The sequence below is a fragment of the Actinocatenispora rupis genome (assembly GCF_016861975.1).
GTDB lineage: Bacteria > Actinomycetota > Actinomycetes > Mycobacteriales > Micromonosporaceae > Actinocatenispora > Actinocatenispora rupis.
In genome coordinates this window covers 153,134-165,731 of sequence record NZ_BOMB01000007.1, presented here as the reverse complement: position 1 = coordinate 165,731, position 12,598 = coordinate 153,134, and the positions used below count along the sequence as shown (strand labels likewise).

The window sequence follows — 12,598 nt, the reverse complement described above, 5'->3', positions numbered from 1 at the left end:
CGCGCGTACCACGGCGTGCGGGTCACGGCCGCCGGCCGCTGGCTGCGGCGAAGCGGACGGTGGTGGCGAGCGGGTCGGTGATCGCCTTGCCGACCACCACCGCGTACGCGCCGCGGTCCAGTGCCGCGCGTACCTGGGCGGGTTCGCTGACGCGCCCCTCCAGTACGACCCGTACGCCGTCGGCGGCGAGGCGTTCGACGAGGTCCAGGTCCGGTCCGTCGGCGCCGGCCGAGCCCGCCGTGTACCCGGAGAGCGTGGTGCCGACGAGATCGGCGCCGGCGTCCCAGGCCGCGAGCCCCTCGTCTCGGGTGGCCACGTCGGCCATCACCGGTACGCCGAGTTCGGTGTGGACGCGGGCGACGCGGTCGGCGAACGCGTCGACGCCGGGACTCTCCGCCGTCGCCTCGACCGCGACGATGTCGCTGCCGGCCGCCGCGAGCAGCACACAGTCCTCGTACGTGGGGGTGATGAGCGGGCGGCGGCCGACGCGCACGTGCTTGCGGATCCCGATGATCGGCAGGACGGTGCGCCGGCGTACCTCGGCGACGTCGTCGGCGTCGAGCCGCAGCCCGGTGGCCCCGCCGTCGCGGGCGCACTCGGCGACCGCCGCGAGGTGCGCCGTGTCGCGCAGCGGGTGGCCGGGCGGGGCCTGGCAGGAGACGATCAGCCCGCCGTCGAGGGCCTTCACGGTCGCCGCGGTGTCCATGCATCCTCCAGGTACGTGTGGTGCGCACGCGGCGCCGGTCCGCGTACCGTCGGTGCCGGTGGGGTCGAAGGTTCTTCGAAAGTGGTTGGGCCACAAGGGATTCACGACACTGCGACGTCCGCGAGCAGCTCTCCGGTACGGCCCTTGCGGTGCAGCCAGCAGTGCGCCCAGCCGCCGTCCGCGAACGTGGTACGCGCCGGGAACTCGCGCCGGCACTCGTCCATCGCGAACGGGCAGCGCGGGTGGAACCGGCAGCCGGGCGGCGGATCGGCCAGGTTGGGCGGTTCGCCGGCCTCGGCGACGCCGGCGAACGGGTCGTCGGCGCCGTCCGCCATCGACCGCGCCGGATCCGGCGACGAGTCCAGCAGCAGCCTCGTGTACGGGTGCTTCGGTTGCAGGATAACGGAATCCCGCGGTCCACCCTCCACGGTCTGCCCCGCGTACATGACGTGCACGGTGTCGGCGAGGTAGCGCGCGCTGGCGATGTCGTGCGTGATGTAGAGCATCGCCAGGCCCTGCTCGTCGCGCAGCGTCGCCAGCAGGTTCAGTACGTCCAGGCGGATGGAGACGTCGAGCATCGAGATCGGCTCGTCGGCCAGGAGTACGCGGGGCTGCACGGCGAGGGCGCGGGCGATCACCAGCCGCTGCCGCTGCCCGCCGGACAGCTGGTGCGGGAAGCTGTCGAGGATCCGCTCCGGCGGCGTCAGGTTGACGCGGCGCAACAGGTCCAGCGACGCCCGCTCGACCTCCGCCCGGCTGCCGCCCCGGCCGTGCAACTGGAGCGCGCGGCGCAGCATGTACCGGGCGCGGTGCAAGGAGTTCAGCGCCGCGAACGGGTCCTGGAAGACCAGCTGCACCGCCGAGTGGTACTCGCCGCGCGGCGTCGCCGCCGTCACCGGTAAGCCGTCGAGCCGGATCTCGCCCGACGTCGGCGGGTGGAACAGCGCGAGCAGCCGGGCGAGCGTCGTCTTGCCGGAGCCGGACTCGCCGACCAGGGCGGTGATCCGACCCGGGTACAGCGCCAGGTTCGCGTGCTCGACCGCCCGCACCGCACGGGATCCGCCGAACCGGTCGTGCACCGGGAACTCCTTGCCGACGTCGACCGCTTCGAGTACGGGCTGGTCACCGGGCATCGTCCGCCTCCTCGGTCCGTACGCACGCGACGTGCTGCGCGCCCACCGGACGCAGCGCCGGTACGGCGGTGGTGCAGTCGTCGGTCGCGTACCGGCAGCGGGGCGCGAACGCGCAGCCGGGCGGCAGGTCGGCCAGATCCGGTGGTGCGCCGGGGATCCCGGTCATCCGCCGGACCGGCGCGCGCAGCGGCGGGAACGCCGTCCGCAACCCCTCCGTGTACGGGTGCCGCGGCGAGCGGTAGATGTCGTACGCGGAGCCGATCTCGACGATGCGCCCGGCGTACATGACGGCGATCCGGTCGGCGAGTTCCAGCAGCAGCGAGAGGTCGTGCGTGACGAACACGATGGCGAAGTGGAGCGTCTGCTGGAGCGCGACGAGCTGCGCCAGGATCTGCCGCTGCATCACCACGTCGACCGCGGTGGTCGGCTCGTCCATCACCACCAGCGCCGGATCGCAGGCCAGCGCGAGCGCGATCAGCGACCGCTGGCGCATCCCGCCGGACAGTTCGTGCGGGTAGCTCGCGGCGCGTTCGGCCGGGATGCCGACCATCCGCAGCAGTTCGGCGGTGCGCGCCTTCGCGGCCCTCGTCGACATCGACCGGTCGTGCTCCCGGATCACGTCGACGAACTGGGCACCCAGCCGCATCACCGGGTTCAGGCAGTCCATCGCGGACTGCATCACGATCGCCAGGTCCCGCCAGCGCAACCGGCGCAGCCGCCGTTCGGACAGCGTCACCAGATCGACCGGCTCCCCCTCCACCGGCCGGTACTCCACGGAGCCGGCCGCGGTGACCGCCGGTGGGCGCTGCAACCGGGTGAGCGCGGTGACGAGGGTGGACTTGCCGGAGCCGGATTCGCCTGCCACGCCGAGGATCTCGCCCCGGCGCAGGGTGAGCGACACGTCCGCGCAGGCACGTACCGGGCCGTGAGTGGTCAGGTAGTCCACCGACAGCCCGCGGACGTCGAGCAGGACCGGGCCGAGCGTACGGCCGCGGCGGCCGGTCGGCGCCGTCGACTGCGCCGTCGTACTCACGCCGCCACCTCCCGCACCGTACGGGCGCGGCGCCGGGCCGCCCGCTCGAACCGCCGCACCGCCGCCGGGTTCGCCGTACGCAGCCGCGGGTTGGTGATCTCGTCGAGCCCGAAGTTCACCAGCGCCGTCGCGGTACCGATGAGCGCGATGCACAGTCCCGGCGGCGCGAACCACCACCAGTACCCGCGGACGATGGCGTTCTGGTCCTGGGCGACGGAGATCATGGTGCCCCAGCTGATCGTGTCGGCCGAACCGATGCCGAGGAAGTCGAGCGCCGCCTCGGCGAAGATGCCCGCGACGACCGCCCGCAGGAACATCGCCGAGATGATCCCGGTCAGGTGCGGCATCACCTCGGCGACGATGAGCCGGCGGCGGTTCTCGCCGAGCATCCGGGCGGCGACGGTGGAGTCGTGGTTGCGCAGCATCAGGGTCTGCGCGCGCAGGTACCGGGCGCCGCCGGGCCACTCGAAGATGCCGATGAGGAACGCGATCACCAGCCAGGAGGCGCCCTGGACGTACCCGGCGACGATCAGGATGACGGCGAAGCTGGGCATGGTGATGAACAGGTTCGTGAGTACGGTCAGCACCTGGTCGGCGCGCCCGCCGAGGAAGCCGGCGGTGACGCCGACCAGCGCGGCCAGTACGGTCGCCAGGATGCCGGAGCTGAGGCCGACCGCGACCGACCCGCGCGCCCCGACGACGAGCTGCGCGAGCACGTCCTGCCCGGTTCCCGTGGTACCGAAGGGATGCAGCGCGCTGGGCGCGGCGTGCAGGTGGTGGTAGTCGATCGCGGTGGCCGACACGCCCCACAGCGATCCGGTCACCCACGGGCCGACGACGGCCACCAGGACGAAGAATCCGAACAGCGCGAGCCCGAACCGGACCTTCGCGCTCCGCAGGATCCCGCCGATCACCGGCTCACCCCCTTTCCTTGGTACGCGGGTCGAGCAGCGCGTACAGCGAGTCGGCGATGAAGTTCGCGGCCAGCGCGGTCAGCGTGATCAGCAGGAAGATCGCCTGCATGACCGGGAAGTCGTGCTGCTGCAACGCCTGGAACAGCAGGTATCCCATGCCCGGATAGGTGAACACGATCTCGGTGAGCAGGACGCCGCCGATGACGCCGCCGATCGCGAGCGCCAGCCCGGTCACGTTGGGCAGCAACGCGTTGCGCGCCGCGTACTTCAGGAGTACGCGGGTCGGGGACAGGCCCTTGGCGCGGGCGAGCTGCACGTAGTCCTCGCTGACCGTGGTGACCATGACGTTGCGCATGGAGAACAGCCAGCCGTTGAAACCGATGAAGATGAGCGTCATCGCCGGCAGCGCACCGTACTTCAGTACCGACAGCAGGAACCACACGTTGTTGAGCCGGAACGGCACCGACGGGTCGTACCCGCCGGACAGCGGGAACCAGCCCAGGACGAAGCCGAAGACGTACAGGGCGAGCAGGCTCAGCCAGAACGGCGGGATCGCGTGCACGAACGTGGTCACCGGCGCGAAGACCGAGTCGAACCGGTTCCCCGGCTTCCACCCCATGTACGCGCCGAGCAGCGTGCCGAGTACCCAGGCGAGCAGGGTGGTCGCGCCGACGAGCACCATCGTCCACGGCAGCGCGTCGCCGACCAGGTGCGACACCGGCGTCGGGTACTGGCTGAGCGAGGTGCCGAGGCGCAGGTGCGCCAGGTCCCACCAGTACCGGCCGTACTGGGCGAGCAGGTTGTGGGTGGGGTCGCCGTAGAACGTGCGGACGGCGGCGATCTGTTCGGGGGTCGGCACCTGGCCGGTCTGCCGCTGCATTCCGCGCAGCAGCGCGTCTCCCGGGTCGCCGGGCATGAAGCGCGGGAGTACGAAGTTCATGGTGATCGCGGCCCAGCCGGTGAACAGGTAGAAGCCGAGTCGCCGCAGCAGGTAGCGCAGTCGGCCGGCGACCAGCCGGCGCGTCACCCGTCCGCCGGTGCGCGCGCCGCCCGGCGCGGTCCCGGCGGTGACCAGAGCCTCGCTCACGACATCGGCCTCCCATCCGGCAGTTGGTCCATACCAACCTCTTGTTCGCTGGCGTGAGCGTAGCTATCGTGCCGGTTCATGTCGAGAGCCCTGCATCACCAAATCGATCATTGGACCGTACCAACCGCGAGACCGAGCCGAGGGAGACGACCGTGACCCGACACCGTGCCCGCGGCACCGTGGCCGCACTGCTCGCCGCCGTACTGGCCGCCTCCGTCGCCGGCGCACCCGCGTCGGCCGCCCCCGACACCAACCCCGCACCCGCCGTCGTACCGAGCCTCGCGCGGTGGACCGGAGGCACCGGGAGTACCGCGGTGACCGCGGGCAGCCGGATCGTGCTCGACTGGACAGGCCCTGCGGCACAACGGATCCGCGCCGACGCCGGTACGTTCGCCGACGACCTCGCGGCGGTCACCGGGGTCCGGCCGCCCGTGGTGACCGGGACGGCCCGCGCGGGCGACATCGTGCTGTCCACCGCCGACACCCCGAAGCAGGCGTACCGGCTCGACATCGGCGCCACCGTACGGATCTCGGCCGCGGACTCCGACGGCGCGTTCTACGCCGAGCAGACCGTCGAGCAGATCCTCCGCCTCGCGCCCGGCCACACCACCCTGCCGCGCGGCGCCGCCACCGACGCCCCCGACTACCGGCACCGCGGGTACCTGCTCGACCCGGCGCGGCACTTCTACTCCGTCGCCGACGTCGAACGGCACCTGCGTACGGCGGCGTGGCACAAGATGAACGTGGTGCACCTGCACCTGACCGACTCGTACGCGATCCGGGTGCCGAGCGCGAGGTATCCGGGTCTGGTGAGCGACCGGCACTACACGGTCTCGCAGATCCGCGAGATCGTCGCGTACGCCGAGCGCTACCACGTGACGCTGATCCCGGAGTTCGACGTGCCGGGGCACTCGAACCAGCTCACCGCGCGGATGCCCGCGCTGGCCTGGGGTTGCCGGTCGCTGGCCGACATCGGCAACCTGAACGTCACGAAGCCCGCGGCGCTGACCGTCGTCACCGACCTGCTCCGCGAGTGGACGGCACTGTTCCCGAACTCGCCGATCCTGCACATCGGCGGCGACGAGTACGCGGGAGTGGACCAGCAGAAGGCGTGCCCGGAACTCGTCGACTACGCCACCGCGCACGGGTACCGGTCCACTGTGGACGTCATCGTGGCCTGGCAGAACCGGCTGGCCGCCGCGGTCACCGCGATGGGTCGTACGCCGGAGATGTGGAACTGGTGGGACTACATCGGCGGCGCGACGATCGCCCCGGACAAGGACATCCTGATCGACGCGTGGTACGGCGCCACGCCACGGTCCTATTTGGACGCCGGGTACCAGGTGGTCGCCTCCCCCGACCCGGACTTCTACGTGGTACCGACGAAACCGCCGGGCGACTGGTGGGTCGCGAACACCACGACCATGTACACCTCGTACGACTACGTGCACGACGACAGGCTCTGGGGATACGAGGTCTCGCTGTTCAACGACGACCTGGCGGACACCTCCGACGCGTACCCGGACTGGTTCGCGCAGCGGCCGCTGGAGGTGCTGGCCGAGACGACCTGGCACGGGCCGGGGCACCGGGAGTACCCGTCGGTGTTCGCGTTCGAGGAGGCCGCGGACCGGGTCGGCCCACCGCCCGGGCCGCCGAACCCGATCACGCCGGATGTGGTGCCGCTCAAGGGATCCGTGTACGGCAACGTGGCCGACCCGGCGCCGGCGTTCGACGGCGACCCGGGCACGTACGTGGACGGTGCCGCCGCGGACGGCGGGTACGTGGGCATCGATCTCGGTGCCGGGCATGCCGCGCCGGTGGACCGGATCGCGTTCGTGCCGCGCGGCAACGACGTGCAGCCGACGCTGACGATGGTCGGCGGACGGTTCGAGGGCTGCACCGACGGGCCGACCAGCGGCTGCCACACCCTCGCCACGGTCGAGTGGCGACCGACGGCGGACTGGCGGATCCTGCCGGTCGCCGACACCACACCGTACCGGTGGCTCCGGTACGTGTCTCCGGACGGCGGGCACACGAACGTCGGCGAGATCCGGTTCGAGACCGGTGCCGGACCCGGCAGGTCCACAGTGGACGGGCCGGACACGGTGGTGGCGTTGGGATCCGGCACGATGACCGCCACGTTCACGAACTCCGGCGACGACCCGGTGCACGACGTACGCCTCGGGCTGGCGGCACTGTCCACCGAGGACAGTGCGGAGCTCGACGCGACCGCGACGGGCCGCACCGACTTCGGCACGGTCGCGGCGCACCGGACCGTCACCGCGACCTTCCGGGTACGGCCGGACGTCGGCGCGGGCGGGCACTACCTCGCCGTCGCCGACACCACGTACCGGACTGCGGAGGGGACGGCGCGCAGCCTGGCGCGGCATGGCTTTGACGTACCGGAGCCGGTTTCGGCCTCGTTGAGCCGGACCGCGGTGGTGGTGCCCGGGGACACCGCGCTCACCGTACGCGGCGCGACGACCCGGCCGGTCCGCGTCGACTGGTCGGTCGGCGACACCGCCGTCACCGTGTCGCCCCGGCACGGCACCCTGACCGTCCCGGCCGGCGGTACGGCCACGGCCCGCCTCACCGTCACCGCGGACGCCGGATCGCCTGGTACGACGGCGATCCCGGTGTCGTACACGGCGCATGCCGACGGGGTGACCCGGCAGTACGAGCCGCTGACGGTACGGGCGAGCGTGCCGTACCCGGACCTGGCCGCGGCGTACGACAACGTCGGGATCACCGACGACGCCGAGACCGACCCGCCGAACCTGGACGGCGGTCTCGACGGGTCCGGCTCGACGTTCTCCGCGCAGGCGCTCGCCGCCGCGGGCGTGACACCCGGCGGAACGGTGACGGCCGGCGGGCTGCACTTCACCTGGCCCGCAACGGATCCGGCCCGACCGGACAACGCGCTCGCGAACGGCCAGACGATCGCGTTGTCCGGCAAGGGATCCCGGCTCGGGCTGCTGACGAGTTCGAGTTTCGGGCCGCTGTCCGGCACCGGCACGGTCACGTACACGGACGGGTCGACGACCTCGTTCACCGTCGACGACCCGGACTGGACGGTCTGGCCGGTGCCGGCGGACGCGACGCTGGCGGTCACCACGGAGTACCGGAACTACCAGGGCAGCCAGGTACCGCACCACGCGGACGTCTTCCTGCACACGGTCCCGCTCGACCCGGGCCGTACGGTCGCAGCGGTCACGCTGCCGCCGGTCGGCACCCGTACGTTGTGGACACCGGCGCTGCACGTTTGGTCCGTCACCGTCGGCTGACACGACACGAGGTCCTGACAGAAAGGCGTCGGATGGCTGGCGAGGCTCAGGGCGGGGCTGCCAAGGCGGAGGTGCAGTCGCATACCGGTGTTGTATGCGACTGTGCCGACAACGCCGGCAGCGTCGTCCTGAGTCCGCCCGGCGCCGACAGTCCTTTCTGTTGGGACCTCTCAGGGCCCGCCGGCACGCGTCCGGCGGGCCCTCGCCCGCTCAGTGGGTCAGGTACGCGTGGCTCTCGGCGAGCGCCTCGTACAGGTCGGTGGCGCACTCGTCGAGTTCCACCACGTGCCACTCGACATCCGGTGCGGCGGCGAGGATCTCGGGGATCGGGACCACCCCGGCGCCGACCGCGGTCCACGGCCCGGTACGCGTCGCCGGGCCGTCCTTGACGTGCAGGTACCGCACCTTGTCGCCCAACCGGGTCAGCAGCTCCGGTACGTCGACGCCGGCGGTGGCCGCCCAGTACACGTCGATCTCCAGGAAGACGGCCGGGTCGGTCCAGTCGGCCAGCGACTCCAGCGCCGGCCGCCCACCGATCGTGTACTCCAGCTCCCAGAAGTGGTTGTGGTAGCCGATCCGTACGCCGTGGTCGGCGGCGGCGCGGGCGGCCTCGTTGAGCCGGTCCGCGATGGACCGGACGTCCTCCGGGCTGGTCCAGTGCTCGGCGGTGATGCCGGGCGCGATGACCGTGTCGGTACCGACGATGCCGGCGGCGGCGAGGATGTCGTCCCGCTTGTCGGTCAGTACCGGGGCGTGCGTGCTGGAGACGACGAGCTTGAGGTCGTCGACGAGGGCGCGCAGGCCGTGCGGGTCGGTCGTGATGTCGTACGGTTCGACCGCGCCGTACCCGATCGCGGCGAGCCGCGCGAGAGTACCGGGGAGGTCGGCGTCGACGCCGTCGCGGACGGTGTAGAGCTGGATGGACAGCGGGTTGCGCATGGCGCTCCTTCCACAGTGGACGGACCGGTGCCCGTGGCGGGCACCGGTCCGGTGGGGGTGGTCGTGCTCAGTGCTTCGCGGTCAGGTCCCGCATGGTGAGGACCCCGTCGGGGCCGGTGATGCGCGGCTGGTGGTCCGCGGACGCCGGATCCGGCCACCCGCCCCAGTCCGTCGCGTTGTACTCGATGCCGTCGGCGTTGCCGTTCAGCGTCCCGAACGGCACGTCCCGCACGACCGCGCGCTCGACGGCGTACGCGGCGGTGCGCAGCGCGGCCTCGTCGTTGGTACCGGCCATGTCGGCGAGCAGCTTGTCCACCTGCGCGTTGCGGTAGCGGGAGAAGTCGCCGGTCGCCGGCTTCCCGTCCGCGGACAGCGCGCTGTTCAGAACCGGGTTGAGCGCGTTGACGATGTCCGTACCGCCGGCGAGGAACCCGTACAGCACGGTGAAGTCGCCCTCGGTCTGGTGCGCCGCGTACTGGCTGGCGGGGATCTCGGCGACGGTGGCGTCCAGCCCGAGCACCTTCTTCCACGCCTGCACGATGCCCGGAGCCCGCGCCTTCCAGTCCGTGTACTCGCTGACCACGGTCAACCGCACCGGGTACGCCTTGCCGCCCTTGACGAGCTTGCCGCCGCGTACGGTGAAGCCGCTGGCGGCCAGTTCCTTGCGCGCCTTCGCCGGGTCCGCGGTGTGCGTCCGGTCGCGGAACTCCGGTGCCAGGTAACGGTTCCAGGTCGCCGGCGCCAGCCCGGTCGGGCTCGGCGGGGTCGCCCCGTTGTCGAACAGCGAGATCAGCGCGGCCGGGTCGACCGCGTCGTACAGGGCGCGCCGGACGTTGACGTCGCTGGTCGGCGCCTGCTGGCAGTTGAACAGCAGGCCGGTCGAGCCGCTCTCGGCGAACCCGCCGTAGTGGTTGTCCTTCCCCTTGGCCACGAACTCGTTCTTCGCGTCCTGCCAGGTGATCGTCGACCACGTCAGCGTGTTCTTCAGCAGTTCCTGCTGGATCGTGCTCTCGCTGGCGTACGAGCGGAGCCGCACCGTGCGTACGCCGTGGAAGGCGCCCTGCCACGGGTGTTTCCGTACGGACAGGGTGATCTGCTGCGGGCTGAACGACGCCAGCGTGTACGGTCCGGTGCCGACCGGGTCCGGGTTCGTCCACGACGCCAGGTTCTTCCCGGCCCACAGGTGCTCCGGCACGATCCACCGCGTCGCGTACGCGGAGAGGTCGTGGTAGGCCGGCTTCGGGTACGTGACGACGACGGTGTGCTCGTCCGGGGTGGCCACCGAGGAGAAGCCGATCGGCGCCGCGCCCAGCTTCGGGTTCCGCACCGGGATCTCGAACGTGAACGCGACATCCTTTGCCACGAACGGTTTTCCGTCCGACCACGTCACGTCGTCGCGCAGCCGGAACGTCAGCGTCCGCCCGCCGTCGCCGTACGACCAGGCCTTCGCGAGCCACGGCTTGACCACGTTGCCGTGCTGCACGTCGACCCGTACCAGCGGCTCGTAGAACATGTAGGTCGCGGCCGGAACGTTGCCGGCCGGGCTGACCAGGTTGAAGTTGCGGGTGAACGTGGGGGCCGCGGCACCGTCGGCGTTGACGGTGATGGTCGAGGTCGCACCGCCGCTCCCACCGCGGCTCGTGGAGCACGCGGAGAGGGCGGCGGCGACGACCGCGACGGCGGCGACTCCGGCGAGTACTCGCCTCATGGGGTGCCCTTTCGCTTGTCGCTCAACGGGAAGCGGAGATGAACCGGTACGCCGCGTCGTACGTGTCGCGGACGTCCGGGTCGGTGCTGGTCACGGTCTGCGCGAGCACCGACTTCGTGCCCCAGTACCAACCGCAGATGCCGCGGTCGGCGCCGGCGGCCTGGAAACTCGACAGGTACTCCAGGAACTTCTGCCGGGCTCCGGCGTCGGTGAGCATCGCCGAGTCGCCCTCGACCTCCATGCCCTGACCGGACCACCGGCTCAGGTCCAGCGCACCGTCCAGTCTGGACGGATCGCCCGGCGGGATGCCGTCGGAGAAGAAGTAGTTGGGCTGCTGCATCGACGCGTCGAAGCCGTACTCGCGCCAGTGCTGGAAACCGGGCGACTGGTACGCCGGGATCCAGTAGAACTTCCGGCCCTGCGCGTGCAGGGTCGCCGCGGTGTGCTGGGCGACGACCTGCTCGGACGAGTTCGGCGCGATGGCCTCGTTCATCCAGTAGAAGCCGGCGAGCTGGATGTGGCTGTGCGGGCCGGCGTTGAACCGCGCGGTCGCCTGCTGCACGTACCAGTCGACGACCTTGGCGTTGTTGGCGTCCGCGGTCGCCTGGCCGACGCGCTCCGGGTTGAGGTCGATCGTCGTGCCGTCGAGCGTGCCCCACGGCGCGGCCGCCGAGTCGACCGGGTCGGGGATGGCGAGCACCACCCGGACGGTACGGTCGCCCAGCGTCGCCTGCGCCGTACCGGCGGCCTGGTCGAGCGCGGCCACGTCGCTGCCGGGCGCGAAGACCCGGTCGAGCATGTCGTCCCAGTCGGCCTTCGTTGGGTAGTCCGCGCCACCCGCCATGAACAGCACCGTGTCGAACATCCAGTCGTCCGACTGCCCCTGCCCGTTCACGTGCGTGAGTACGGGTTTGAGCTCGTCGGCCGACCAGGTGCCGACCGCCGCGTCCGACCCGTGCGTGTCGTACGTGTACGCCAGGTACATGTCGCTCACGCCGCCGGTCTGCGCGGTGCCCTGCGGCAGGAACGTACCGGCGCAGCTCATGCCGGTCTGGTCGCACCCGGCGACCGGCGTGTCCACCGCACCGCCCGGCGCGGCCGATCCGTTGCGCACACCGTCGGTGCCCATGACGGTGAGTTCGTCGAGGAACGTCCACCCGTTGGTGTCGAACGTGACCCGCACGTACCGGGCGTAGGTCGGCTTGATGGACAGCGACACCTGCCGGTGCTGGTTGGTCACGCCGGTGTTGTCCCCGGCGACCTCCCCCGCCACCCGGTACGTCTGCCCGTCGGTGGACAGCGAGTACCGGACGGTTCCGGGCAGCCAGACCATGGCGCTGCCGTAGAACAGCCAGTCGGTGGACAGCGAGTCGATCGTCTTCGTGTCGCCGAGGTCCAGCGTCACCGTGCGCGAGACCTGCTGGAGGTACCCGACCCAGCCGGGCGAGCTGAAGTCGGTACCGGCGGCGAGCGCGCCGTCGGTGAGGTACTTCGCCCGGTCCGGGTACGCGGACTCCTCGGTCTGGTGCCGCTCCGCGTCGGGTACGCCGACGGACACCGTGTAGCTCTTGCCGTGCGCCACGTCGTACCCGGCGTGGGGCTTGCCGTGCCGCGCGGCCGCGGCGGGTGCCGCGGTCACCGCGACGAGCGCGACCGTACCGACGGCCGCGGCCGCGAGTACGGTCCACCGTCTGATCGCACGCTGCATGGTGCGCCTCCAGTCAGTGAGTCCACAGTGGACGATTTCGGGGCGCCCGTCATCGGCGCCCGACCCGGCGCCGGCCCGCGCCACCC

The 12,598-nt window shown here is 71.5% G+C and carries 9 protein-coding genes; 1 reads left to right on the top strand and 8 read right to left on the bottom strand.

From position 1 onward, the window contains the following. Positions 1 to 22: 22 nt before the first annotated feature. From Aru02nite_RS06335 to Aru02nite_RS06315, 5 genes are all read right to left on the bottom strand, one after another. Complete coding sequence (locus Aru02nite_RS06335; protein ID WP_203655628.1) at positions 23 to 706, bottom strand: N-acetylmannosamine-6-phosphate 2-epimerase; 684 nt, start codon at positions 704 to 706, stop codon at positions 23 to 25. A 101-nt stretch (positions 707 to 807) separates the two neighbouring features. Further along, positions 808 to 1,839: an ABC transporter ATP-binding protein gene (locus Aru02nite_RS06330; protein WP_203655626.1), complete on the bottom strand. Its 1,032-nt coding sequence runs from the start codon at positions 1,837 to 1,839 to the stop codon at positions 808 to 810. Then, entirely contained in the window at positions 1,829 to 2,872 is a 1,044-nt protein-coding gene (locus tag Aru02nite_RS06325) for an ABC transporter ATP-binding protein (protein ID WP_239076438.1), read from the bottom strand. The genes Aru02nite_RS06330 and Aru02nite_RS06325 overlap by 11 nt, the downstream gene beginning before the upstream one ends. Next, the gene (locus tag Aru02nite_RS06320; protein WP_203655624.1) at positions 2,869 to 3,786 is read right to left on the bottom strand and encodes an ABC transporter permease; all 918 of its coding nucleotides are present in this window, start codon (positions 3,784 to 3,786) and stop codon (positions 2,869 to 2,871) included. Before Aru02nite_RS06320 ends, Aru02nite_RS06325 begins: the two co-directional genes overlap by 4 nt. Before the next feature lie 4 nt (positions 3,787 to 3,790). After that, positions 3,791 to 4,873, bottom strand: coding sequence for an ABC transporter permease (locus Aru02nite_RS06315; RefSeq protein WP_239076436.1), 1,083 nt, complete (start codon positions 4,871 to 4,873; stop codon positions 3,791 to 3,793). 152 nt (positions 4,874 to 5,025) lie between these two features. Between Aru02nite_RS06315 and Aru02nite_RS06310 the strand changes: the two genes are divergently transcribed. Then, positions 5,026 to 8,157: a beta-N-acetylhexosaminidase gene (locus Aru02nite_RS06310; protein ID WP_203655622.1), complete on the top strand. Its 3,132-nt coding sequence runs from the start codon at positions 5,026 to 5,028 to the stop codon at positions 8,155 to 8,157. A 210-nt stretch (positions 8,158 to 8,367) separates the two neighbouring features. Here Aru02nite_RS06310 and Aru02nite_RS06305 read toward each other — a convergent pair whose 3' ends face one another. The 3 genes from Aru02nite_RS06305 to Aru02nite_RS06295 all read right to left on the bottom strand — a co-directional run bounded on the left by Aru02nite_RS06305 (position 8,368) and on the right by Aru02nite_RS06295 (position 12,512). Further along, complete coding sequence (locus tag Aru02nite_RS06305; protein ID WP_203655620.1) at positions 8,368 to 9,096, bottom strand: sugar phosphate isomerase/epimerase family protein; 729 nt, start codon at positions 9,094 to 9,096, stop codon at positions 8,368 to 8,370. 67 nt (positions 9,097 to 9,163) lie between these two features. Beyond that, the gene (locus Aru02nite_RS06300; protein WP_203655618.1) at positions 9,164 to 10,804 is read right to left on the bottom strand and encodes an ABC transporter substrate-binding protein; all 1,641 of its coding nucleotides are present in this window, start codon (positions 10,802 to 10,804) and stop codon (positions 9,164 to 9,166) included. 22 nt (positions 10,805 to 10,826) lie between these two features. Further along, positions 10,827 to 12,512: a DUF4855 domain-containing protein gene (locus Aru02nite_RS06295; RefSeq protein ID WP_203655616.1), complete on the bottom strand. Its 1,686-nt coding sequence runs from the start codon at positions 12,510 to 12,512 to the stop codon at positions 10,827 to 10,829. Positions 12,513 to 12,598 lie beyond the last annotated feature (86 nt).